Here is a 25,044-nt window from a genome sequence, read left to right on the forward strand (position 1 = left end):
CAATCACTATTTTGAAAAAATTTTAAAATTTTCCGCTTTCCTTTATGTAATTTTACCTATCGTTTATTGCGTTCCTCTAAAATTTCTGTATAATAAAATTAGTGATAATGATTCTCATTATCATAAATGGAGGAGGTACTTATATGCGAAATTCAGATATAACAGATGTAACGATCGTTGGTGGCGGACCAGCAGGATTATATGCATCTTTTTATAGCGGCATGCGGGACTTATCCACTCGCATCATAGAATATCAACCGAAACTAGGTGGTAAAGTACATGTATATCCTGAAAAAATGATCTGGGATGTTGGCGGATTAACCCCAGTAACTGGAGCAACATTAATTGATCAAATGGCGGAACAAGCTGTGACTTTTGATCCAGAAATCGTTCTAAATGAGAAAGTCACAAAAATCGAAAAGAATGAAGATCAGTTATTTGTCCTTACGTCTAACTCTGGGAATCAATATGTAAGTAGAACCGTTATCCTCGCTGTTGGTGGTGGTATTTTAAATCCGATTAAAATCGATATTGAAGGAGCAGATCGATTTGAAGTAACCAATCTCCACTATACGGTACAAAGCCTTGAACATTTTAAAGGAAAGAACATTATTATTTCTGGTGGAGGCAATTCTGCAATTGATTGGGCAAATGAATTTGAGCCTATTGCTAATCAAGTACATATTGTACATCGCAAAAATGAATTTAAAGGTCATGAGGCCCAAATTCAGCAATTAATGAATTCATCCGTCCATGTTCATCTCAATTCAACGATAGAGAAGTTGCATGCAAATCAAGAAGGAAATCTAATTGACGCGGTAAGTATTCATAACCATGAAATCAACGAGTCAATAAGATTAGAAACAGATGATCTAATTATTAATTACGGTTATGAAAGGGAACTAACCTTTATTAAAGAAAGCCCCCTTCATATTGAAATAGAAAACGATTTCTTTGTAAAAGGCACATCTAAATCTGCATCATCCGTTGAAGGGCTTTATGCTGCTGGCGATATACTAGCCTTTGATGGTAAAGTTCATTTAATTGCAGGGGCTTTTGTAGACGCAGCTAATGCAGTTAACCAAGCCAAATTATTACTAGAGCCAGATGCAGCTGCCAAAGCAAGAGTATCTTCTCATAACGCTAAATTTAATGCGAAAAACAAAGAACTTTTGAAGCATTTATACCAATCATCATCTTAAACGATGTTTAAAAAGGAGTACACGAATGAATAAGAAACAATTTATCTATGTATTGCTCATTATTCTATTAACCTTCCTAGCAGCATGTAGTGGGAGCAATAACGCCGAAGAAAATGAGAGTAACCAAGAAAAAGAAGATAGCACGCGTGAATTCGAAACCGCCAAAGGTACCGTTGAAATTCCATCGAATCCGGAACGAATTGTTACCGATTACTATGGTGGAGAATTACTTTCTGTAGGAGCAAATGTAGTCGGAGTGGAACCGACCGCGTTTGATAATCCATTTATCGCAGATCTTCTAAAAGATGCTACAGATGTCGGCTATCCATTAAATGAGGAAAAGGTATTAGAATTAGATCCAGATTTAATTGTTGTCATGTATGATGATAATTATGAGGCATTATCTAAAATTGCACCAACGATTCATATCCCTTACGGTACAACATCTGATATTGAGGAAACAGTTAATCTATTTGGTGATATCGTCGGTTCACCTGAAAAAGCTGAAGAATTTATGACGGAATTTAATCAAGAAGCCGAAGAAGGTAGAAAAAAATTAGAGGGTATTATTGACTCAGATGATACATTTGGGATATATGAGCTGACCAATAAAGGTGAACTATGGACATTTGGTGAAAATGCTGGCAGAGGTGGGCAAGCCTTATACAATGCCCTTGGATTAAAAATGCCTGAAAAGAACGCAGGTGGTGAAAGTACGAAACAAATATCGTTAGAAGTACTTCCAGAATACGCTGCTGATTATATGTTTTTAACTTCCTACGATCCAGAAAATGAAGGAACTGCTCTTAAAGATTTAAAAGACTCAGCTGTATGGCAAAATTTAAATGCTAATAAGCAAGATCAAATCTTTTATAATGATTTTGATACCTTCTATCGATACGACCCAATCGCAGTAAAAGAACAAATTGGTTTGCTTGTTGATAAAATTATTGAACGAAAAGAACAAGAAGAGTAGTAAAAACCCCCTTCGCTTTTTGTGGAAGGGGTTTTTTATGATCATACGTTTACTCTGATTTTAGACTATCAACAATAAAATCTAATTGATGTTCTAAAGCTATTGGATCCGTAAAATACATATTGTTAACCTCATATTCATATACATTTCCGTCTTTAACCGCAGGCAAGTTCTCCCAAATGGTTAATGAGGTAACATCGGATTTTCTTTCCTCTGTGTCCCCATTTTCCGTCTCACGGACACCCATAAAGATATGATCTGCTTCCTCTAAATATTCTGGCACAGCTTCCAATGAGATCGAAGCCCAGCCTTCTTCTTTTGTAACTTCAATAACCTTCTCTGGTGCGTTTAAACCGAGTTCATTGTAAATGATTTCTCCACCTCTACCGTAAGACTCACCAAATAGATACATTTCTTTTTCAGCTAATTCTAAGATAACTACTTTTTCATCATTTTTAATGACATCATCTAATTCTGTTTCCTTTTCTTCGATCTTCTTATCAAACGCCGTAAAATAATCTTTGGTTTCTTCTTCTTTATTTAGAATCTTCCCAAACTCCGTTAACATATCGCGATAACCATAAGTTGCATAAGGTATTAAGACAGTAGGTGCGATTTTTGATAATTCCTCATTTTTATCTTCTGAATAAGTGACAATTAAATCTGGGTCAAGAGCAATAACCTCTTCCATGTTAATGGATGTTTTATCACCTACTTTTTTTGTATCCTGTAACTGGTCTTTGAAGTAAGGTGTTTCAAAAATCCAACCTGTCGTTGCGATTGGCGTAACACCTAATGCCAAAGCATAACCAACATAATCTTGATCAGCTATCACTACACGCTTTGGGTTAGCAGGAATCTCTACCTCCCCCTGTGGTCCTTTATAAACACGGGTTTCATCAGATATTTCCTGTTTATTTGCTGTGTCACTTTCTCCTTCTTGATTGACTTTTCCCTCTTCATTACTAGATCCACAAGCTACAAGGGATACTAAAACAAACAGACAAACGAAGCTAATACGTAACTGCTTCATCCACATAACTCCTTTTCCTATCCATTTTTTTAAAACACTATTCGTACTACGAACGACTTAATAAATACAAGAAATAAGGTGCACCAATAATAGCTACAACAATGCCAGCTGGTATTTCTGATGGTTGAAGGATCGCCTTACCAATTGTATCTGCAGCCAATAGTAACAATCCTCCAGCAATCGCCGATAATGGGATAAGAAAACGATGTGTGGGACCAATTAACTTCCTAGCTAAATGTGGACCAATCAATCCTACAAAGGCGATTCCGCCACTAACTGAAATACAAGCAGAAGCTAAGCCTACTGAGGCAGCTACCACCTTTAATCGCTCTTTTTCTACCGTTACTCCTAATCCCGTTGCTACTTCATCTCCAAATGTAAGGGCATCTAATGTACGTGCTTTCAAACTAATATATGGTAATAATACAAGTACCCATGGTAATAAGGTAAGAACAAATCGCCAATCAGCCCCCCATATACGACCAGCCATCCATACTGCCAACACATCATATTGTTGTTCAGGCAGTTGTAAAGATACTACAATTAAAAGAGCATTTAAACCTGCTGCTACAGCAATCCCATTAAGTACTAAACGGTTGGGCATTAATCCATTATGTTTATCAAACGAAAGCAGATAAATAATAATCGCAGTTACAATTCCGCCAGCTAGAGATAAAAATGGCATGACTCCAACTGGAAGACTTTGATCAGGTGGAATATAGGCAAGCGCTAAGACAACCATTAAGCCTGCTCCAGTTGTGATCCCTAATATGCCCGGTTCTGCTAATGGATTACGAGCTACACCTTGCAGGATACAGCCAGATACAGCTAATCCTGCCCCAACCAGCATAGCTATAATAATACGCGGCAGACGAAATTCAAATAAGATAAGTTCCTGCTGGTCGGTTCCATTGCCTAGAATGGTTTGAAATAGCTCTGCAGGAGAGAGATGTATAGCACCAACATTTACGCTAATAACAAATGTGATTGCGATTAACAAGATAAATAGTAAAATAATAGCGACACGCTTTTTTGTTCGATGCTGATCAGCCTTGTCTCGCATTAGAAAACGCACTATAAATTCCTCCCTTCTTTTCTAGCAACATAAAGGAAGAAAGGAACGCCAATTAAAGCAAATAAAGCCCCAATCGGAGTTTCTTGTGGTGCATTAATCATACGAGCACCTATATCTGCTAAACAAGTTAGCAATCCTCCAATGACAGCAGAGCAAGGAATAATAAGTCGATAATCTACTCCAACAAAATATCGAGCAAGATGCGGAACAATCAATCCAACAAAACCAATTGGCCCCGCCACAGCAACAGCCACTCCTGCAATCAATAGCACAACAATAAAACCCAATGCACGTATTTGTTTTATCTTTTGCCCGAGACCTCTTGCTACATCATCGCCAAGGCTTAAAATCGTAATGGATTTGGATAAAAACATAGCAACAATGAGTGCCCCCAAAACCCACGGAAACATCAACTTTAATTGAGTCCACTTTACACCGGCAATTCCGCCTGCAAACCAGAAAGCTAGATCCTGACTTAAATTAAAATAAATACCAATACCTTCGCTGAGTGCAGTAAATAGTGCAGTTACGGCAGCCCCCGCAAGCACAATTTTGATCGGTGTTACTGATCCTTTTCCCATTGAACTGATACCAAATACAAGTACGACACTTATTCCTGCACCAATAAATGCGAACAAAATTAGTCCATTATAGGATAAGCTTGGGAAAAGCGCAAAACAAACAGCTACCATAAAAACAGCCCCAGCGTTAATTCCAAGAATTCCTGGATCAGCCAATGGATTCCTTGTCATCCCTTGCATCATCGCACCGGCAACAGCAAATGATGCCCCAACTAATACACCTGCCAAAGACCTAGGCAAACGAAGTTCTTGAATAATCGAATGAGAAGTATTCGTAGCATCATATCGAAAAATCGCTTCCAAAACGGTCATAAATGTTATATCCGCTGCTCCGACAGATATAGATACCACTAAACTAATGCATGTTGCTAAGATACCACCTACTAAAATGATCGTAGCTGGCAATGGCCTTGTTTTTATATGTGGTTTATGTATATCTGAGGAGCGATTTTCTTCTGCCATATACGATCCACTTCCTTTAGGAGAACCTTAACTATATTAATGATATTGATAATCATTATCATTAATATAGTAGCAATCCTTATGTACTTTGTCTATATTTTTTGAAAATCAAATGAAATAAAAATCCCCCACTCTTAAGAGAAGGGGATGTAATACCTTATTTTATTACTTCTTTCCCACCCATGTAAGAACGTAATGCATGTGGTACGACAACGGAACCATCTGCTTGCTGATAATTTTCTAAAATAGCAGCAACGGTACGACCAATTGCTAAACCTGAACCGTTCAATGTATGCACGAATTCCGGTTTTGCTTTTGCTTCTCTACGGAAACGAATTCCAGCACGTCTTGCTTGAAAGTCTTCAAAATTAGAGCAAGAAGAAATCTCTCTATACGTATGTTGACTCGGAATCCAAACTTCAATATCGTATTTCTTTGCTGCTGTAAAACCTAAATCACCTGTACACATGCTCATTACTCGATAAGGGAGTTCTAATTTTTGTAACACCTTTTCTGCATGGCCGGTTAATTCCTCAAGTGTAGCATAAGAATCCTCAGGTTTTGCAAAATGAACAAGCTCTACCTTATTAAATTGATGTTGACGAATTAAACCTCGGGTGTCACGTCCAGCAGAACCTGCTTCTGAACGGAAACAATTACTAAAGGCCACATATTTCTTTGGTAAATCATCGACTTTCAAAATTTCTTCACGATAGTAATTGGTTACAGGAACCTCTGCAGTCGGTGCCATGAAATAGTCCCAATCCACCAATTTAAAGGCATCTTCTTCAAATTTAGGGAGCTGCCCTGTACCAGTCATACTTGTACGGTTTACAATTGCAGGAGGTAGCATCTCCTCGTACCCATGTTCATCGGCATGTAGGTCCATCATAAAGTTCAATAAAGCACGTTCCAAACGTGCACCAAGTCCTTTATAGAATACAAAGCGACTTCCCGTAACTTTACCCGCTCGCTCAAAATCTAATATATCTAGATTCGATGCGATATCCCAATGAGCCTGAACATCGTAAGAGAAGGTCGGCATTTCCCCCCATTGACGTACTTCAATATTATCATCTTCATCCTCTCCAACAGGGACACTCTCATGTGGAATGTTAGGAATCGATAGCATTATTTGCTCTAATTGTTCTTCTGTTTCCTTCAATTCTTTATCTAATGCAGCAATCTTTTCACCTACTTCACGCATTTCTTTAATTGCAGGCTCTGCATCCTTCTTTTCTCTCTTTAAAACAGATATTTGTTTCGAAGCTTCATTTCGCTCTGCTTTCAGCTGTTCTGTTTCCGCTATTAGCTTACGGCGCTTTTCATCAAGATCTTCAAAATGATCTAATTCAGATAAATCTTCCCCACGATGATTTAACTTTTCCTTCACTTCTTGGAAGTTATTACGTAAAAACCTCATATCTAGCATCTGTATTTCCTCCTTTACTAAATGAACAGTTAACATCAAAAAACTCCCGCCCCTAATAAATAGGGACGAGAGTATATATTTCCCGCGTTGCCACCCTTGTTGAAGAGAAACCTCTTCCGGCTTATCGCGATAACGGTACGTAACCGGGTTTATTTACTATCCGAGGAATTCGATAAACCTGTTCAAGGATGGATTCATAGCAAGCTTACATCGATTTGCACCAACCATCGACTCTCTAAAGTAAGGCCATACTATTACTATTTCCTGTCAATACAGTTCATTTTCATTATTATAATATATCATAGCCGATTTTTTATGTGTATGCAACTATCATTGATTTAGATTCTTTCCTAAAAAATATACCAGCAAAAGTTGAATTATTTTCTTCTTTTACGGGAATGTTGTACGCTAGATGCTTATTCGAAAGAGGTGGAATGATGAAGCAAATTAGTTATATTTTCATAGGGACATTGTTATGCGCCCTCTCAACAACATTATTAGCCATGCCCAATCAAATCGCTGATGGTGGTATCCTTGGTTTATCCTTGCTCCTTTACTATGCATTTGAATTCTCACCAGGCATTATAACCTTTGTTAGTTTTATCCTATTACTTGGGATTAGTTTTAAATACCTTCCTAAACATATTGTTTACAAAACGATGATTAACGTACCGTTATTATCTTTATTTATTTATCTCACGGAAGATCTTGGTCAGCCAATCAAAGATCCATTAGTTGCTGCTATTTTTGCAGGTCTGGTGATGGGGATTGGTTTTGGACTAATTATCCAAGCAGGCAGTTCGATAGGAGGAACCTCTATTATTGGCAGGATTCTCTATGAAAAATTTGAATTTAGTATTATTCGTACTACCTTTATTTTAGATTCATTTATAGTTTTAATGGGGATATTCGTTATCGGGCCACTTTATACAATATACACGATCATTGCATTATTTATAGGGAAAGTAGCGAGCGATTATATTCTTGGAGGCTTCGATGCAAAGAAAGCCGTCAATATTATTTCTCCTCGCAGTTTGGATATTTCAAAACAAATCACCAAAGTGATGGGATCAGCTGCGACTGTATTTAATGGCACTGGTGGTTACATGGAGAAAGATCAAAAGATCATTTATGTTGTTGTCCGATCGCAGCGACTACTATTTTTGAAGAAATTAATTCGGCAAATTGATCCAGATGCATTTGTAGTCGTTCATAACGTAAAAGATGTCTCAGGAGGTACTTTCTTTGCTACGGCAGCCGAAGATCATATTGCTCAGCATGTAGAATCTAATGAAATTGAACAAGAAGCAACAACAGACAAGCATAATGGTCATTAACAAATAGAGCTCACATTCCTTTTGCTACTAGAGGAAAATTTCGCAGACTATTTCATTGGCTATATTAAGAACAAGTATCATTGTCTTCAATGGTTCCCACCAGTTAAATAAAGTCGAACAAAAAACCCAAACGATTACCTGATCCTATTCGCAGATGACCGTTTGGGTTATTGTATGATTATATTTTATTTGGCTCTCTGAATGATGAATTGGTTCCTATAGCATGCTCCACCATTTCAACAAAATAACCGATCATTCGATTATCATCAGTCAGTTCAGGATGAAAAGCTGTAGCTAAAAAGTTGCCTTGCTGAACGGTAACAATCTGTTCATGATACGTAGATAATATCGTTACATCTGCACCTACCTTAGTAGCATAAGGTGCTCGAATAAAGACGGCTTTAAAATCATCTGCTATGCCGTTAATTTCTAAGTTCGCCTCAAAGCTTGCAACTTGTCGCCCAAATGCATTACGGGCAACTTCCATATCGATTAATCCAAGATGCGGTTGGTTTTGACCTTGAATGGCAGTAGCCATTAAGATCATTCCAGCACATGTACCAAAGATCGGTTTTCCTTGTTTCCCGAATGCTTGAATAGCATCAGAGAAGCCATAACTGTCAATTAGCCTTCTGATTGTCGTGCTTTCACCGCCTGGCAGAATTAATCCATCGATTTCCGCTAGCTGTTCTTTACGCTTAACTTCTACTCCTGTTGCACCACATGCTTTCACAGCGCGAAGATGTTCACGTACTGCACCTTGTAATGCAAGCACTCCAATTGTTGTCATATCGAATCCTTCCTTCTATTCGCTACGATCTTGCATACGATCATGAGCTTCTAATGTGCCCATTTCAAGCCCTTGCATAGCCTCTCCTAATTCTTTTGAAAGCTCTGCAATTAATTGATAATCTTGATAATGTGTTGTTGCTTCCACGATCGCTTTGGCATATTTAGCAGGGTTAGAAGATTTAAAAATACCTGAACCAACAAATACGCCATCTGCACCTAGTTCCATCATCAATGCCGCATCACTTGGTGTCGCAACCCCACCAGCAGCAAAATTAACAACAGGTAAACGGCCTTCTTCACGAATTTCAATTAATAATTCAAATGGCGCACCAATTTCTTTTGCATACGTCATTACTTCGTCTCTAGACATTGCAGTTAGTTTGCGGATTTCTGATTGCACTTGACGCATATGACGAACAGCTTCTACGATATTCCCTGTTCCAGGCTCCCCTTTCGTACGTAACATGGAAGCACCTTCTCCAATACGACGTGCTGCTTCACCAAGATTTCGACAGCCGCAGACAAATGGTACGGTATAATCGGATTTATTTATATGGTAAATATCATCAGCAGGTGTTAAAACTTCACTTTCGTCGATATAATCTACACCCATTGCCTCTAATACACGCGCTTCTGTAATATGACCAATACGTGCCTTAGCCATTACAGGAATGGAAACCGCATTTAATACTTCTTCTGTAATCGTTGGATCAGCCATACGCGCCACTCCACCTGCTGCCCTAATATCAGATGGAACACGTTCTAAAGCCATTACAGCAACAGCCCCAGCCTCTTCAGCAATTTTCGCCTGTTCAGCATTAACAACGTCCATAATGACGCCGCCTTTTTGCATTTCTGCCATTCCACGTTTTACACGTTCTGTACCTGTATTCGTCATATTAAAATCCCCCTTGTTATAAATGTCGGCTAGAATAGTCCTTTAACCCAATCAACAACTGTTGTAAATAGATCTACAAAGAAATCTCCTATAGCTCCAAGTGTTAACATGAACCAGTTCGATTTTTCTACTGTTTCATTTGCTACTACATCTACTGTACTATTGCTATCTTTAATAATATAGCCATAGTCATTTTCGCCTTCGTATTTTAGTTGTGCTGTACCGATTTTTTCTCCTTTTTCAATTGGTGCAGTCAATTCACCTTCTTTATTCAACTTATCTTTATCGATTGTATATTCAATACTATATAAATCTTTTTCATCTGGCTTAATTGGAATAGTAATTCCTTCACTAATAGAAATACCAAGTTCATCTGCTTTCCCTTTTGCAACCGGAAGCGAAGATTTATCGTCTACTTGATAACCTTTTGGAAAAACCTCCGTATATTCAAATTGTTTAAAGCCATAATCAAATAATTTCGCTGTCTCTTCAAAGCGTTTTTCCTCACTGTCTGTTTTCATAACTACAGCTATTAAACGTTGATCTCCTTTTTGAGCAGTACCAGTAAAACTATACCCTGCTAAATCCGTAAACCCTGTTTTCAATCCGTCTACACCTTCATAGTAGAACTGATCTAAAAAGGTTGTATCGTGTTTAAGCATATGATTCCAATTACGAATTTGTTGACCATCAAAATTCTCAACTGGCTTACTAGAGACATCTAGTGCCCCTGGATAATCTTTAATTAGATGGTATGCAAGTAATGCAGAAGACTCTGCAGATAACAGGTTTGTTGCGTTCGGATCTGTACCTTCTGGATAATTATCTCCTAAAGACTCATTATCTAATCCAGTAGAATTGACAAATTTAAAATCAGGGAGCCCCATTTCCTTTCCCTTTTCATTCATCATTTTCACAAATTCGCCTTCTGATCCTGCAATCAGTTCAGCTAATGCAATGGACGTTGCATTATCAGAGTTGATTGCCATCGCATTATATAAGTCTTGTACGGTATAGTCCTTTGATTGTTGCAATCCTACTCCTGAGAACGAAGCATTCGCAGAAATACTGTATGGATAGTCACTAATCTGTGTTGTTGTGTCCCAGCTGATTTGACCACTTTCGACAGCTTCCCATACCAGGTATTCGGTCATCATTTTGGTCATACTAGCTGGAGGAAGTGCTTGATCCGCATTTTTGGCATATAATATTTTCCCAGTATTTGCATCTACTAGAATAGCAGATTCGGCTTCAACTTCTACCTCTTGAGCCTGTGCAGTAAATGGTTGTACCATAACAGATACGATCATCACCATTGCTGCTAAGAATATTACGAAACCTTGTTTTACATTATGTTTCAACTTTCTGTACCTCCAACCTGTGGTTTAACCTCTATGTATTAATGCATACTTCGTCTAAGGATGCACTTTGTTATTTTACCACATAATATTACAAAAAAATAGATGGGGAAGCATCCCCATCTATAAAATTTTGTGAAAAAGTTAACGTGTTGCAACACGATCGTTAAACAGAATAATTTGGCGCCTCTTTGGTAATTTGTACATCATGTGGATGACTTTCCCTAAGACCTGCATTCGTAATTCGGATAAACCGTGCATCATTACGAAGCGCATCAACCGTTGCTGTTCCACAATAGCCCATTCCTGAACGAAGACCACCCATTAATTGATGTACGGTATCTGCTAATGGGCCTTTATATGCCACTCGCCCTTCTATTCCTTCAGGCACTAATTTTTTCGAATCGGATTCTTCCTGGAAATAACGGTCTTTTGAACCGGCTTTCATTGCTCCCACTGAACCCATTCCTCGATATACTTTATATTGTCTTCCTTGAAAAATTTCTGTTTCACCAGGACTTTCCGTCACTCCAGCAAACATACTTCCCAACATAACAGCATGTGCTCCAGATGCTAATGCTTTTACAATATCGCCTGAATATTTTATTCCACCGTCCGCAATAACAGGTACCCCATACTCTTCAGCTATGGAAGCACAGTCATGTACAGCGGTGATTTGTGGGACACCGACACCAGCTACAACACGCGTGGTACAAATTGATCCTGGACCAATACCTACTTTAATAATGGATGCACCAGCTTCAATTAATTCTTTCGTTGCCTCTGCAGTAGCCACATTCCCTGCAATAATATCAAGGTCTGGATAAGCCTTGCGTACGAATTTAACTTGTTCAATAACACCTTCCGAATGTCCATGTGCCGTATCAATTACAATTACATCTACACCGGCTTCTACCAGTTTTTCAATTCGCTTCATAGCATCGCCAGTTACGCCAACTGCAGCTCCAGCCAATAGTCTCCCCTGTGCATCTTTAGCGGCATAGGGAAACTCAATTACTTTCTCAATATCCTTGATCGTTATTAGCCCTTTTAAAATGCCATCATTATCGACTAGTGGCAGTTTCTCAATTTTGTATTGTTGAAGGATTTGCTCTGCTTCTTGTAATGTCGTGCCAACTGGTGCTGTCACTACATTATCGCTTGTCATAACATCCGAAATAGATGTGGAATAATCTTGAATAAAGCGAAGGTCACGATTAGTAATGATACCAACTAGCTTTTGCTCTTCCACATTATTCACAATTGGGACACCAGAGATGCGAAATTTACCCATGAGATGCTCGGCATCATATACTTGATGCTCTGGGGTTAAAAAGAATGGATTCGTAATAACGCCACTTTCCGAACGCTTTACCCGATCCACTTGCTCGGCTTGTTCTTCAATCGACATATTTTTATGAATGATTCCTATTCCACCTTGTCGAGCCATCGCAATTGCCATCGAAGCTTCAGTAACAGTATCCATTCCAGCTGCAATTAATGGGGTATTTAGTTTAATGGTTGCTGTAAGCTTTGTACTAACATCTACATCCTTAGGTAGTACATCAGACTTTGCTGGCATTAACAACACATCATCAAACGTTAGACCTTCTTTAGTAAATTTATCTTGTCGCATGCGTATCCTCCTTTTGATTTATCCTGCTCCTATGTTCTCTGATGTATGCAAGAACCGAACTTGCATACACTAATAGTACTGCTATTTTTATATACAATACGCCAACATGTTAGCTTTTTCAACAAGAGATTATTGGAAATAAAAAAATAAATAGATTCTAAATTTTATAAATAGTTATGGAGTATTTATCATGGAAAACATACAAACCTTTGTTAATTACCTACAATCTCAGCAAACTTCCCAAGCGTATTTATTGCATTGTTATAAAAAAATAAATTGCCCAGACGCTGAAACGAAGAGTTATGAAAATTGTAATGCATTTATCTATTATTTAAATCATGGTAACAAATTTTATCAACAAGGAAAACAATCAGAACCATTTATGCAGCCTATTCTTTATTTCTATGGAATGGTTCATTTAATAAAGGCTTGCTTATTGACACAACGTCCAAATTATCCTGAATCGACCAATTTACTCGCCCATGGAGTCACTGCTAGAAAACGAAAAAAAAAGGATTATACGTTTTTGAAAGATGAAGTAAAAGTACAGCATAATGGATTGTTTCCTTATTTCTCTGAGCACCTTTATCATCAAGCTATTCCCTTTGAAAAACAAAGCATGGAATCATTACTTGCTACCCTTCCAGAAATGAATGCGCTATTCCAGTTCCATCAACAGCAGAGGGTAGTGCCTGTTGGAAAATGGAACTCACCATTATTGACGTTCCCGATTCGGATACTTGACAGCTTTCACTTAACAGATAAGGCATTTATTCAACGTATTCAGCCATTCTTACCAAAGATTAAATACTATGACTGTGACCAAGAGATATTGCGTATGGAAGTAGTTGAACCAATAACAAAAATTAACGGACCGTTTTTTATCCATGGACAAACAAAGGAACTTTATTTCCCTACAAATCGAGAAGATTACTTACCAATCCATGAAGTAATGGTTCATTATTTGCTGTTATATAATTTAAGTATGCTTTGCCGCTATGAAACAGAATGGTGGGGAGACTTATTTGTTTCAAAGGCAGATATTGATTTTCCATTTATTATCCATTTCCTAGAGTTAACAGCAAACAAAGTACCATTGTTACTAGGAAGTAATTTATATGAAAGGAATACGGATTAGCATGACAATCAAGCAGCACCCATGCGATACAAATCCTAACAGATTCGAGCGTTTCTCCTTCCATACATATAAATAGATACACGTAGATGCTATTTTAATACGTCGACGATAAATAATTCAGGATGATTTTGTAAGGCTACAATTTCTTCTTGTTGCTCGCTTAATCGAATCATCGGACGTGTAGGCTTCTTTATATCGGTGTATACAATTTCACCTAATTGATTATTCGATAGTTTTATCCTTGTACCAATAGGAAAATTAGTCATGCCTTGTATAAACGTATAGACAACATCTGGATCTAATTTAGTAAATTGTTCTTGCTGTAAAATTTCGATAGCTTTAAATGGCGATTGTTTTTCTTTATATACTCGTTCACAGATTATGGCATGATACATATCACAAACAGCAATAATTCTTGCATAACGATGAATTTTTCCCTTCGACAATCCAAGGGGATAGCCGCTACCATCCATTCGTTCATGATGTTGTAAAATTGCTTGCTTTACCGCTTGTTTAAGCGTTGGTAATTTTTCTGTTAAACGATAAGAGTACGTGGGATGCTTTTTAATTTCAACTACTTCTTCTGGTGTAAGGGAACGGTTTGTTTGTATAATGGATGATTCAATTCGAGCCATTCCACAATCCGCTAAAAAACCTGCAAAACCAATTTGCAGCCATTCTCCTTTAACATAACCTGTCTTATAACCAAGATAAGCAGAAAGGATAGCAATAGCCACATTATGATGAAAGAAATAATCTTCTTTAGTCGCGAAATGATGTAAGGTATAGATCGCATCGGAAATATCCTCCATGCGCTCTAATAAAGGAACCAATGTGTCCCGAACTGTTGGAATATCAATAGCTAACCCATTCTGCCAGCCTTCAAATAACTGTTTGTATTGCTGGACAACATAGTGATAATGTTCTTGAAACGAAAGGTCGATGGGATTATCAACTTGTTTTTTAGTGTCTTGCATCATTGTTTTTGGTTCGTACAAATTACCATTAGACAGCTTTTTTGAAACATCTACTTTTTGGATAAGAAACTTTTGCAGAATAACGATGTGTTCTGTAGTTAAAACAGTATGCCTAGGAATAAGCGGTTGATTTGTTTTTCCCTTTACATCACGAATCAAAATACAACCTGGTATTAACTGTTCTGAATTAACTAGCATATGTTTTTCCTCCTATTACTATTGTTTCTTACTTATCGTTACTTTTTTGTCAGCCCTTTGTATTCTCAAGGATGGTCGTACAGAGATCACCCTTTGGCTCTAATTTTATCTTTTAAAAAAAGATGGCTTTCAAATAAAAGCCATCTTTTCAATTACTGCTCAGGATTTTCTGTTGTATCTTGCTCTTCTGTAGTAGATTCTTGTGTTTCCATATCAGTTGCCTCAACTTCTTCTGATTCCTCATCATTATCAATACGAGTAACCGTTGCAACTGCTTCATCATCCCGCAAACGAATTAAGCGTACCCCCATGGTATTACGGCCAGTTTCAGAAATATCAACCACAGGTATACGGATGAGTACTCCGTCTACTGTGATTACCATTAGGTCTTCTTCTCCAGATACTGCTTTAACGGCTGTTACATGTCCTGTCTTATCCGTCAAATTACAAGTGAAGATACCTTTACCACCTCGATTGGTAACACGGTATTCAGATTCTGGTGTCTGTTTACCATAACCTTTGCTCGTGACATGTAAAATTTTAGCATCCTTTTGGACAATTTCCATAGACACAACTTCATCATCTTCACGTAAAGATATTCCTTTTACACCAGCTGCTGTACGTCCCATCGATCGAATTTGATCTTCAGGAAAACGGATAAGATAACCATTCTTCGTAGCTATCATCATATCTTTTGTACCATCCGTTAACCGAACGGAAATAAGCTCATCTTCTTCACGTAATCCGACAGCAATTAACCCGCCCTTACGAATATTAGCAAACTGAGCAAGTGATGTGCGTTTTGAAATACCATACTTTGTTGTAAAGAACAAGAAGTGATCTTCACGATAATCTTTAACAGATATTACTGCATTCACCCATTCCCCTTTTTCAATTTGCAAAAGATTAATAATTGGAATTCCTTTTGCAGTTCGATTGAACTCAGGTACTTCATATCCTTTTGCCTTATATACTTTCCCTTTATTCGTAAAGAAAAGCACTGTATCATGTGTCGAGGTAGAAACGAGATGCTCTACAAAGTCATCTTCATTCGTTCCCATTCCTTGAATTCCGCGACCACCACGTTTTTGCGTTCGATAAGTTGATGATGGTAGACGTTTGATATAGCCTTGATGCGTTAACGTAATAACAATATTTTCTTGTGGGATGAGATCTTCATCTTCAAAGAAATCACTTCCACCGATAACTATTTCTGTACGACGATCATCATTATAACGTTCTTTTATTTCTGTCAGCTCTTCACGAATAATTTCCAATACTTTTTCTTCATCAGCTAAAATGGCTTTCAGCTCAGCAATTAATTTCTTCAGGTCATTATATTCATTTTCAATTTTTTCCCGTTCTAATCCTGTTAGACGTTGTAAACGCATATCTAAAATAGCTTGTGCTTGTTTCTCACTTAATGAAAAACGCTCCATTAGCTCTGTACGAGCAACATCTGCTGTTTTTGATGCACGGATTAACTCGATTACTTCATCTAAATGATCTAATGCAATTCTTAAACCTTCTAGAATATGTGCGCGAGCTTCTGCCTTACGTAACTCAAAAGCAGTACGTCGTTTGATAATTACTTTTTGATGCTCAAGATAATGGATTAAACATTGTTTAATAGATAATACTTTTGGCTGCCCATCTACCAATGCTAGGGTATTAATACCAAAAGTAGTTTGAAGAGCAGTGTGTTTATACAGATTATTTAAAACTACATTCGCATTTACATCGCGACGTAGTTCTATTACTACCCGTAAACCATTACGGTCTGACTCATCTCGTAAATCCGTAATTCCATCTATACGTTTATCACGAACAAGTTCTGCAATCTTCTCAATGAGTTTTGCCTTATTTACTTGATATGGTAACTCGGTCGCAATAATCGTTGATTTTCCGTTCGATTTCTCTTCTATATGCACCTTTGCACGGATCGTTATCGAGCCTTTTCCAGTTTCATATGCTTTACGAATCCCGCTTCTTCCTAAAATTTGTCCAGCCGTTGGGAAATCAGGACCATGAATGTAATCTTCCATTAGTTCATCTATTGTAATTTCTGGATCTTTACTTAGGGCAAGCACTGCATCAATCGTTTCTCCTAAGTTATGTGGCGGGATATTCGTAGCCATCCCTACGGCAATACCTGATGCACCATTTACGAGTAAATTAGGGAATCGAGCAGGGAAAACAATAGGTTCCCTCTCTGTTCCATCATAGTTATCGGTATAATCAATGGTATCTTTATTGATATCACGCAATAATTCCATTGAAATCTTTGACATTCTTGCTTCCGTATACCGCATTGCTGCTGCTGAATCACCATCAACCGAGCCAAAATTACCATGGCCATCAACAAGCATATTTCGATAACTAAAATCCTGTGCCATTCTTACCATCGCTTCGTATACTGCAGAGTCACCATGGGGATGATATTTACCAATTACTTCTCCAACAATACGTGCAGATTTTTTATACGCTTTATCTGCATGCATACCTAAATCATTCATTGCATATAATATTCTACGATGAACAGGCTTCATTCCATCACGGGCATCCGGGAGCGCTCTTGACACAATAACACTCATTGCATAATCCAGAAAGGATGTACGCATTTCCTGACCGAGATTTATTTCCTGTACATTGGGACGTTGCTGATCCGCCATTGACTTACTACCTCCATTCACTAGGAAACAAAGCTTTTAAACCCTTTTATAGGTTTAAAAGCAAGGAAACATAGTGATTACATTTATCAAGCTTAAATATCTAAATTTTTCACATACTGTGCATTGTCTTGAATAAAGTTTCTTCGTGGTTCCACTTTATCTCCCATAAGCACATCAAAGATTTGGTCTGCATCAATGGCATCCGATAATTCCACTTGAAGCAGTGTTCGAGTCTCTGGATCCATCGTTGTTTCCCATAGCTGTGTAGCGTTCATTTCTCCTAAACCTTTATAACGCTGCAAACCAGGTTTCGGTGCCTGAGGGAGTTCAGATAGAATTCGTTCCATCTCCTTCTCATTATACGCATAATGGATAGCTTTTCCTTGCTGTATTTTATAGAGTGGTGGTTGGGCAATATATATATAACCGTGCTCAATTAATGGGCGCATATAACGGTAGAAGAAGGTTAATAGTAACGTACGAATATGTGCCCCATCCACATCTGCATCGGTCATCATTACAATCTTATGATAACGAGCCTTTGATATATCAAAATCCTCACCAATTCCCGTACCTAATGCAGTAATAATTGTGCGCACTTCATTATTAGAAAGAATCCGGTCAAGACGTGCTTTTTCTACGTTTAAGATCTTTCCTCGAAGTGGTAATATTGCCTGAAAATGGCGGTCACGTCCTTGTTTTGCAGATCCTCCAGCAGAGTCACCCTCAACAATATAGAGTTCACTAATGTTCGCATCTTTTGAAGAACAATCAGCTAGTTTCCCAGGTAGGTTTGATACTTCTAACGCACTCTTTCTACGAGTTAGTTCCCGAGCTTTTTTCGCAGCAGCACGTGCACGTGAGGCCATTAAACCTTTTTCCACAACCACTTTTGCTACATTTGGATTTTCAAATAAAAATTTAGAAAATAATTCGCTGAACACTGAATCGGTAACTGTACGTACTTCACTATTTCCTAATTTCGTCTTCGTTTGTCCTTCAAATTGCGGATCAGGATGTTTCACAGAAACAATTGCGGTTAAACCTTCACGTACATCTTCGCCAGATAAATTAGGATCATTTTCTTTAAATAAATTATTTTTCCTTGCATAATCATTAATGACACGAGTCAAACCTGTTTTAAAGCCAGATTCATGTGAACCACCTTCATAGGTATGAATATTATTTGCAAAGGAATAAAGGTTACTTGTAAATCCGTCATTGTATTGAATCGCAACTTCTACAGATATCCCTTGTTCTTCTCCTTCTGAATAAAAAGGTTCATGCAGTGCTTCTTTTGTTCGGTTAATAAATTCAACATACGATTTAATACCGCCTTCGTAATGATAACTGGTTGGTTCTTGATCGGTACGTTTATCTTCAATCGAAATATTAATTCCTTTATTTAAAAACGCAAGCTCTCGAAGACGTTGAGCTAAGGTATCAAAATTATATTCGGTTGTTTCCGTAAAGATCGTTGGATCAGGGACAAAATGTGTGATTGTTCCTGTTATATCAGTTTCGCCAATCACCTCAATTTCTCCTTGAGGAACACCCTTTTCAAACGCAAGATAATAAATCTTGTTATCTCGATGGACATGAACATCTAGGCTTGTAGAAAGAGCATTAACAACAGAAGCGCCAACACCATGAAGCCCACCAGAAACCTTATAACCGCCACCACCGAATTTACCACCAGCATGCAATACGGTCATAATGACCTCCAAAGCTGGGCGGCCAGTCTTTTTTTGGATGTCGACAGGGATACCTCGTCCATTGTCCTTTACGGTAATGCTATTATCCTTTTCAATAATAACCTCAATACGATCACAATAACCTGCTAACGCTTCATCAATACTGTTGTCTACAATCTCCCATACTAGATGATGCAATCCTTTTTCACTCGTTGTTCCAATATACATCCCAGGGCGTTTGCGTACGGCCTCTAATCCCTCAAGGACTTGAATTTGATCTGCATCATAGGCTTGTTCATTCATGATCTTATCTTCCATTGACATGTTTTCACTTCCGTTTCTATGCTTCTTCTGTATCCGATTCTTTTATTTCGTCTGAAAAATCATCCAGTTTACTAATGGTAGAAATCATACTGGATCTTTTTTTCAAGGTGGAGACAGATAAAGTACTATAATAGATCATTTCCTTTGTGATCATGACTGACTTTGCATCTTCTGTCGGTCCAGCTACCTTTTTGGCTTGTAATGATTCTGTCATTAGTTCTTCCATAATCGTTGATGATGAAATTAATTGATAATCGATAATAGCTATAACATCACTGGAACGAATGACATTATCATTTCCAATGTGAATAAACATTTCTGTATCCCCCCAATATTTAGCGTTTTATCTTCCCATCTTCAACCTGAAAGATCTCTGCTTTTTCTAACGTCTCATGATTTATTCCGTCAACACTAGTGGTGGATACAAAGGTTTGAACTTTCCCATGAATGGTATTTAATAGATGAGACTGTCGATAATCATCCAGTTCACTAAGCACATCATCGAGCAATAAGATTGGGTATTCACCGACCTCGTTATAAATCAATTCAATCTCTGCTAGTTTTACGGATAGAGCTGTTGTGCGCTGTTGTCCTTGAGATCCATATGTTTGAACATTTTTGTTATTAACAATAAACAAAAGATCGTCACGGTGTGGTCCAATCAAAGTTGTACCACGCTCTATCTCTTTTGCTTCGATGTCATTGAATTTATTGGCATATATAGTCTCTATGTTCTCCTTATTTGCCTCTTCTGATACTTCAATCGTGGGAGAATACTTGATTTCTAATTTTTCAAGCTGTCGACTGATACCATGATGGATCGGACTTGCCCATTTTCGCAATAAATCCAAAAAAACAAACCGCCTCTCCAATAAGGTTGCGGCATGGTCTAGTAGTTGTTCTGTTAAAACATGTAACATGGTAGTATCTCTACTCACTCCACGTTGTAATTGTTTTAATACATGATTTCGCTGTTTAAGAATTTTTTGGTACTGTCCTAAATGGTAAATGTATCGAGGTTGAATTTGGCCTAGTTCCATATCAATAAAGCGCCGGCGAATTTGTGGAGCACCTTTTACGATAGTCAAGTCCTCTGGAGCAAACATCACGACATTCAATGCCCCTATATAGTCACTTAACCGCTTTTGTTCCAATCGATTCAATTTTGCTTTTTTTCCTTTTGAAGAAATAACGATTTCCAGCGGAAAAGATTGTTTTCGTTTCGTAATTCTACCTTCTATTTTAGCATATTCTTCTTCCCATTTGATCAACTCTTTTTCTCTTGGCGTACGATGTGACTTGGTAAAAGCGAGCAAATAGATAGCTTCCATTAGATTTGTTTTGCCTTGTGCATTTTCTCCTATGATAACATTAATTTTATCGTCAAAGGATATATCCAAATCATGGTAATTGCGATAATTTTTTAATTGTAGCTGCTTAATATGCATGTCTTAATCCTCTTTTACCGGAATAATGTCTCCACTAGTCACTAGCAACGATGAATCTTCCAGCTTCTTCTAGTTCTACTACATCACCGGGATATAGTTTTCTACCACGTCGATGTTCCCGCTCTCCATTCACCAACACACCTACATCTTGCAAATAAGCTTTTACCATACCACCAGAGTCAAGTACATTGATTAATTTTATAAACTGACCTAATGCGATATATCCCGTTTGAATGGTTATTTTTTCTTCTTGCATCTTATCACTCATTCTCATAGTTAATTATTATATACTACCTATTTAAATCTCTAATTCCTATTTTACTAAAGATTTGTGTTTAAGGAAAGGTAAGTCCCTTTATTTCTAAATAAAACGCTCATATGGGGCTTTAAATTGCTTCTATAGGTCCAAAAAATAAAACCGTTTGGACAACATGTAATAACAATATAGTAATGGAGCTTTACTCATTCACTTGTGGACTTGTGGATAGATTTTTTTAATGAAAAAGCAGGAATGGCATTGTTTCATTCCTGCTTTTATGTTTATTAATATGTTCTTACTGGTAAGATAAGTTGTAAAATCGAGTCTTCATTTGCTGGACGGATAATAAATGGACGCATCGCACCGGTAAACTCGATTTTTACCTCGTCGTACTCAATTGCTTTGAGTGCATCCATCATATATTTCGAACTAAAGGAAATCTTTAATTCTTCTCCCTCCATGGAAGTAATAGAAACCTCTTCCGTTACATTTCCAACTTCTGGGTGGTTACTTGCAATTTCCACAAGTTGATTTCCTTGTGTAGTTAATCGAACGACATTATTTCTCTCTTCTTTTGCTAACAACGAAGCACGATCAATCGTACTAAGTAATTCCTTTGTTTTCACATATAAAACCGTTTTACTTTGGTCAGGGATAAGCCTAGAAGTTTCTGGATAATTCCCATCTAGTAAACGAGATAAGAAGTTCAAATGTTTGGTACGGAATAAAATTTGATTACTTGTTACGCTAATTTCTACTTTTTCCTCTGTATCATCTAAAATTTTATTTAATTCATTTAAGCTTTTACCAGGAACGACGACATTTGAGAATTCATTATTCGCTTCTGATACAGGAATCGTTCTAGAAGCGAGTCGATGACTGTCCGTTGCAGAAAAGGTAAGGGTCTGATTTTCTAATTTCATATTTACCCCGGTCAAAATCGGTCTCGTTTCCATTGTTGAAACAGCAAATACAGTTTGCTTGATGAGACTTTTTAATAGATCGATAGGAAGCTCAAAGCTATCATCTGTTTGAAGTTTTGGTAATTGTGGATATTCCCCAGCATCTTGTCCATTTAAATTAAATTCAGCTTTTCCTGAACGTATCGTTACTTTTAGGTTTTCATCGGAATGGATTTCAATTGTCTTTTCAGGAAGTTTACGAACAATATCTGGAAAATATTTAGCTTGTAATACAATACTTCCTTCTTCTATTTGTTCGATATTTACATTCCCATTTTCTTCAGCTGGAATATAGGATTCAATCGAGATATCAGAATCACTACCTGTTAATGTAATGCCATCCTGTCTAGCCTCTATTTTAATTCCAGTCAGTATAGGAATAACCGTTCGAGAAGAGATTGCCTTCATTACATTTTGTACACTTGCTATTAATTGATCCCGTTGGATTACAAATTTCATGAAATAAATCCTCCTAATGGAAGTTCTTTTAATTATATTATTTTATAAAAATATAGTAATAATAGTAATAAGCATTGTGATTATGTGGAAAACTCCTCTTTAATCAAAATAAAAAGGTTATTCACATGTGGATAAGTTGTTTATAACTAGCGTTCAGTTTTTCACAGTATTCACAAGCTCTGTTTTATAATGATTTTAATTGCTCTTTTATTTCTTCAAGTTCTTTTGCTAATTGTGTATCCTTTTCCATTAGCTTTGATACTTTTTCATGTGCGTGTATGACTGTAGTATGATCCCTTCCACCAAATTCTTCTCCAATCTTAGGCAAAGAGGCATCTGTCATCTCACGTGATAGATACATAGCAATTTGTCGTGGAAAAGCAATGGATTTGGTTCGTTTTTTAGCAAGAAAATCTTCTAAACGAACATTGTACTTTGCTCCAACTGTTTCTTGGATACTGGGTATCGTAATGACTTTCGGCTTATTACTTGGAATGATATCCTTCAATGCATCTGCTGCAAGGGATGCGTCAATATCTTGATTTACTAATGAAGAATAGGCAACAATACGAATTAATGCTCCTTCTAGTTCACGTATATTGGTATCAATTTGGTTTGCGATATAAAGCATCACTTCATTCGGTATATCCAAACCTTCTGCTTTTGCTTTCTTTGTTAAAATGGCAATCCTTGTTTCTAGATCTGGTGGTGTAATATCAGTAATTAGCCCCCATTCAAACCTAGAGCGAAGTCTGTCCTCTAGTGTGGGAATTTCCTTTGGCGGCCTGTCGCTAGAGATAATAATTTGTTTATTATCATCATGTAATGCATTAAAAGTATGGAAAAACTCTTCTTGTGTTGATTCTTTCCCCGCAATAAATTGAATGTCATCAATTAATAAAACATCTACATTACGATATTTATTACGGAAGTTAACCGTTTTATTATCCATAATGGCGTTAATAAATTCATTGGTGAACTTTTCAGAAGATAAATAGACAACTTTTGCATTTGGATTATGATCCCTTACATAATGCCCAATCGCATGCATTAAATGTGTTTTGCCCAGTCCGACTCCTCCATAAATAAATAGAGGGTTATATGCTTGTGCTGGCGCCTCGGCAACAGCTAATGATGCTGCATGTGCAAAACGGTTACCGGCTCCGATAACAAATGTGTCAAATGTATACTTTGAATTTAGCATCGACTTTGGCCCTTCGTTATCATTTGTTGGTGGTTTTTGTTTTGGTGTTTGTTCAATCTCATCAATGGATGTATTTGTATTGGGAATAATGAATTTGGCAACAATTTCAGAACCTGTAATTTCGGTAAGTATTTCTGAAATAAGCCTTGTATATTGATTTTCAAGCCAATCTCTAGCAAATTCGTTAGGCGCAGAAACAATTAAAGTATTATTTTCAATTGTTTCTGCTTTTGTATTTTTTAACCAAGTATCAAAGCTTGGCTTACTTATTTTTTCTTCGATTCGCTCCAGTGTTGCGATCCATATTTCCTGTATATTATCCAAGCAGAAGTTCACTCCTTTCATACAAAGTAATTGGATTCCATGTATCTATTACAAAAAATAGATGAAAAACGTCAATAGAAAAATAAAGTATAGATTGTTTCCTACTTTTAGACATCATTCAGCTTTATTCTTCATATAGATGACATAAAAAGCCTCTCTCAATCTATGAAGATGGAAAGGCAAGGAAGACATAGAAATAAATGCAGTTATCCATATGTTTCATTCAATAGGAATGGAATAAGAAAAAAATAAGATAATTTCAATGTGGATAAAAAAACATAGTCACAATAAGCTTATATAAAAATATAAACGTTGTCCACAAACTTGTTGATAACGTTATAAACCAACATGTTTATAAGTATCCACAGCTTATCCACAGTTTGTGTATAACTGATTTATTATTTTTCTTTTTTCACAAGTTAAACACAAATATGATATCAGAAAAATCCTGTAGTTGCAATGGCATTTCGACACTTATCCACAAAGTTCAGTGTTTGTAGACAAATATTGTCCACAGCGATAGATTTTGTGGTTTTATTGTCGATAAATGCTGTGGATAGAAAAATACTCGGGGGAAATTCTATACAGGGATTGTGGATAGAG

General features: G+C 37.2%; 20 protein-coding genes and 1 other annotated feature. Of the genes, 4 read left to right on the forward strand and 16 right to left on the reverse strand.

What is annotated here, in order from left to right:
• Nucleotides 1–143 precede the first annotated feature (143 nt).
• Both BN990_RS00455 and BN990_RS00460 read left to right on the forward strand, forming a co-directional pair.
• Nucleotides 144–1,202 carry an NAD(P)/FAD-dependent oxidoreductase gene (locus BN990_RS00455; protein ID WP_021290294.1) on the forward strand — a complete coding sequence of 353 codons (1,059 nt, stop codon included), beginning with the start codon at nt 144–146 and terminating at the stop codon, nt 1,200–1,202.
• A 25-nt stretch (nt 1,203–1,227) separates the two neighbouring features.
• Nucleotides 1,228–2,178 (forward strand): ABC transporter substrate-binding protein, encoded by a 951-nt coding sequence (locus BN990_RS00460; RefSeq protein ID WP_021290293.1) that lies wholly within the window; start codon nt 1,228–1,230, stop codon nt 2,176–2,178.
• Nucleotides 2,179–2,227: 49 nt separating this feature from the next.
• On the opposite strand, the gene BN990_RS00465 is transcribed toward BN990_RS00460, so the two are convergent.
• From BN990_RS00465 to serS, 4 genes are all read right to left on the reverse strand, one after another.
• Nucleotides 2,228–3,211 (reverse strand): iron-hydroxamate ABC transporter substrate-binding protein, encoded by a 984-nt coding sequence (locus BN990_RS00465; RefSeq protein ID WP_021290292.1) that lies wholly within the window; start codon nt 3,209–3,211, stop codon nt 2,228–2,230.
• 46 nt (nt 3,212–3,257) lie between these two features.
• Nucleotides 3,258–4,274 (reverse strand): FecCD family ABC transporter permease, encoded by a 1,017-nt coding sequence (locus BN990_RS00470; protein ID WP_038244667.1) that lies wholly within the window; start codon nt 4,272–4,274, stop codon nt 3,258–3,260.
• Between the two features lie 11 nt (nt 4,275–4,285).
• Nucleotides 4,286–5,329: a FecCD family ABC transporter permease gene (locus BN990_RS00475; protein ID WP_038241595.1), complete on the reverse strand. Its 1,044-nt coding sequence runs from the start codon at nt 5,327–5,329 to the stop codon at nt 4,286–4,288.
• Nucleotides 5,330–5,486: 157 nt separating this feature from the next.
• Nucleotides 5,487–6,761 (reverse strand): serine--tRNA ligase, encoded by a 1,275-nt coding sequence (serS, locus tag BN990_RS00480; RefSeq protein ID WP_021290289.1) that lies wholly within the window; start codon nt 6,759–6,761, stop codon nt 5,487–5,489.
• Between the two features lie 58 nt (nt 6,762–6,819).
• Nucleotides 6,820–7,041: a binding site (T-box leader), on the reverse strand.
• Nucleotides 7,042–7,198: 157 nt separating this feature from the next.
• On the opposite strand from serS, the gene BN990_RS00485 reads away from it, so the two are divergent.
• The gene (locus BN990_RS00485) at nt 7,199–8,098 is read left to right on the forward strand and encodes a YitT family protein (RefSeq protein WP_051738984.1); all 900 of its coding nucleotides are present in this window, start codon (nt 7,199–7,201) and stop codon (nt 8,096–8,098) included.
• A 178-nt stretch (nt 8,099–8,276) separates the two neighbouring features.
• On the opposite strand, the gene pdxT is transcribed toward BN990_RS00485, so the two are convergent.
• The 4 genes from pdxT to guaB all read right to left on the reverse strand — a co-directional run bounded on the left by pdxT (nt 8,277) and on the right by guaB (nt 12,782).
• Nucleotides 8,277–8,888 carry a pyridoxal 5'-phosphate synthase glutaminase subunit PdxT gene (gene pdxT / locus BN990_RS00490; RefSeq protein WP_021290287.1) on the reverse strand — a complete coding sequence of 204 codons (612 nt, stop codon included), beginning with the start codon at nt 8,886–8,888 and terminating at the stop codon, nt 8,277–8,279.
• A gap of 15 nt (nt 8,889–8,903) precedes the next feature.
• Nucleotides 8,904–9,788 (reverse strand): pyridoxal 5'-phosphate synthase lyase subunit PdxS, encoded by an 885-nt coding sequence (gene pdxS / locus BN990_RS00495; protein WP_021290286.1) that lies wholly within the window; start codon nt 9,786–9,788, stop codon nt 8,904–8,906.
• Between the two features lie 29 nt (nt 9,789–9,817).
• Entirely contained in the window at nt 9,818–11,149 is a 1,332-nt protein-coding gene (locus BN990_RS00500) for a serine hydrolase (RefSeq protein WP_021290285.1), read from the reverse strand.
• 163 nt (nt 11,150–11,312) lie between these two features.
• Nucleotides 11,313–12,782 (reverse strand): IMP dehydrogenase, encoded by a 1,470-nt coding sequence (gene guaB, locus BN990_RS00505; RefSeq protein WP_021290284.1) that lies wholly within the window; start codon nt 12,780–12,782, stop codon nt 11,313–11,315.
• A 190-nt stretch (nt 12,783–12,972) separates the two neighbouring features.
• On the opposite strand from guaB, the gene BN990_RS00510 reads away from it, so the two are divergent.
• Nucleotides 12,973–13,920, forward strand: a complete 948-nt coding sequence (locus BN990_RS00510; protein ID WP_021290283.1) for a YaaC family protein — start codon at nt 12,973–12,975, stop codon at nt 13,918–13,920.
• An 89-nt stretch (nt 13,921–14,009) separates the two neighbouring features.
• Here the strand turns inward: BN990_RS00510 and BN990_RS00515 are convergent, their stop codons facing one another.
• From BN990_RS00515 to dnaA, 8 genes are all read right to left on the reverse strand, one after another.
• Nucleotides 14,010–15,095, reverse strand: coding sequence for an HD-GYP domain-containing protein (locus BN990_RS00515; RefSeq protein ID WP_021290282.1), 1,086 nt, complete (start codon nt 15,093–15,095; stop codon nt 14,010–14,012).
• 152 nt (nt 15,096–15,247) lie between these two features.
• Entirely contained in the window at nt 15,248–17,767 is a 2,520-nt protein-coding gene (gyrA, locus tag BN990_RS00520; protein ID WP_021290281.1) for a DNA gyrase subunit A, read from the reverse strand.
• A 92-nt stretch (nt 17,768–17,859) separates the two neighbouring features.
• A complete protein-coding gene (gene gyrB / locus BN990_RS00525; RefSeq protein WP_021290280.1) occupies nt 17,860–19,785 on the reverse strand; it encodes a DNA topoisomerase (ATP-hydrolyzing) subunit B in 1,926 nt (641 codons plus the stop codon).
• Between the two features lie 16 nt (nt 19,786–19,801).
• Complete coding sequence (gene remB / locus BN990_RS00530; RefSeq protein ID WP_038241597.1) at nt 19,802–20,101, reverse strand: extracellular matrix regulator RemB; 300 nt, start codon at nt 20,099–20,101, stop codon at nt 19,802–19,804.
• A gap of 19 nt (nt 20,102–20,120) precedes the next feature.
• A complete protein-coding gene (gene recF, locus BN990_RS00535; protein ID WP_021290278.1) occupies nt 20,121–21,233 on the reverse strand; it encodes a DNA replication/repair protein RecF in 1,113 nt (370 codons plus the stop codon).
• Between the two features lie 34 nt (nt 21,234–21,267).
• On the reverse strand, nt 21,268–21,501 hold the full coding sequence (gene yaaA / locus BN990_RS00540) for a S4 domain-containing protein YaaA (RefSeq protein ID WP_081856089.1): 234 nt from the start codon (nt 21,499–21,501) through the stop codon (nt 21,268–21,270).
• 275 nt (nt 21,502–21,776) lie between these two features.
• Nucleotides 21,777–22,913 carry a DNA polymerase III subunit beta gene (gene dnaN, locus BN990_RS00545; RefSeq protein WP_038241604.1) on the reverse strand — a complete coding sequence of 379 codons (1,137 nt, stop codon included), beginning with the start codon at nt 22,911–22,913 and terminating at the stop codon, nt 21,777–21,779.
• A gap of 184 nt (nt 22,914–23,097) precedes the next feature.
• A complete protein-coding gene (gene dnaA, locus BN990_RS00550; protein WP_021290275.1) occupies nt 23,098–24,441 on the reverse strand; it encodes a chromosomal replication initiator protein DnaA in 1,344 nt (447 codons plus the stop codon).
• Between the last annotated feature and the right edge of the window lie 603 nt (nt 24,442–25,044).

It is taken from the genome of Virgibacillus salexigens (genome assembly GCF_000723585.1).
GTDB lineage: Bacteria > Bacillota > Bacilli > Bacillales > Amphibacillaceae > Virgibacillus > Virgibacillus salexigens.

What these genes read in the sequence shown, in the direction of transcription:
- BN990_RS00465 (WP_021290292.1), bottom strand. Translation starts at nt 3,211, where the DNA reads ATGAAGCAGTTACGTATTAGCTTCGTTTGTCTGTTTGTTTTAGTATCC.
- BN990_RS00475 (WP_038241595.1), bottom strand. Translation starts at nt 5,329, where the DNA reads ATGGCAGAAGAAAATCGCTCCTCAGATATACATAAACCACATATAAAA.
- remB (WP_038241597.1), bottom strand. Translation starts at nt 20,101, where the DNA reads ATGTTTATTCACATTGGAAATGATAATGTCATTCGTTCCAGTGATGTT.
- BN990_RS00485 (WP_051738984.1), top strand. Translation starts at nt 7,199, where the DNA reads ATGAAGCAAATTAGTTATATTTTCATAGGGACATTGTTATGCGCCCTC.
- yaaA (WP_081856089.1), bottom strand. Translation starts at nt 21,501, where the DNA reads ATGAGTGATAAGATGCAAGAAGAAAAAATAACCATTCAAACGGGATAT.
- guaB (WP_021290284.1), bottom strand. Translation starts at nt 12,782, where the DNA reads ATGCGACAAGATAAATTTACTAAAGAAGGTCTAACGTTTGATGATGTG.
- serS (WP_021290289.1), bottom strand. Translation starts at nt 6,761, where the DNA reads ATGCTAGATATGAGGTTTTTACGTAATAACTTCCAAGAAGTGAAGGAA.
- BN990_RS00460 (WP_021290293.1), top strand. Translation starts at nt 1,228, where the DNA reads ATGAATAAGAAACAATTTATCTATGTATTGCTCATTATTCTATTAACC.
- gyrA (WP_021290281.1), bottom strand. Translation starts at nt 17,767, where the DNA reads ATGGCGGATCAGCAACGTCCCAATGTACAGGAAATAAATCTCGGTCAG.
- pdxT (WP_021290287.1), bottom strand. Translation starts at nt 8,888, where the DNA reads ATGACAACAATTGGAGTGCTTGCATTACAAGGTGCAGTACGTGAACAT.
- pdxS (WP_021290286.1), bottom strand. Translation starts at nt 9,788, where the DNA reads ATGACGAATACAGGTACAGAACGTGTAAAACGTGGAATGGCAGAAATG.
- BN990_RS00470 (WP_038244667.1), bottom strand. Translation starts at nt 4,274, where the DNA reads ATGCGAGACAAGGCTGATCAGCATCGAACAAAAAAGCGTGTCGCTATT.
- BN990_RS00510 (WP_021290283.1), top strand. Translation starts at nt 12,973, where the DNA reads ATGGAAAACATACAAACCTTTGTTAATTACCTACAATCTCAGCAAACT.
- dnaN (WP_038241604.1), bottom strand. Translation starts at nt 22,913, where the DNA reads ATGAAATTTGTAATCCAACGGGATCAATTAATAGCAAGTGTACAAAAT.
- BN990_RS00455 (WP_021290294.1), top strand. Translation starts at nt 144, where the DNA reads ATGCGAAATTCAGATATAACAGATGTAACGATCGTTGGTGGCGGACCA.
- gyrB (WP_021290280.1), bottom strand. Translation starts at nt 19,785, where the DNA reads ATGTCAATGGAAGATAAGATCATGAATGAACAAGCCTATGATGCAGAT.
- recF (WP_021290278.1), bottom strand. Translation starts at nt 21,233, where the DNA reads ATGCATATTAAGCAGCTACAATTAAAAAATTATCGCAATTACCATGAT.
- BN990_RS00515 (WP_021290282.1), bottom strand. Translation starts at nt 15,095, where the DNA reads ATGCTAGTTAATTCAGAACAGTTAATACCAGGTTGTATTTTGATTCGT.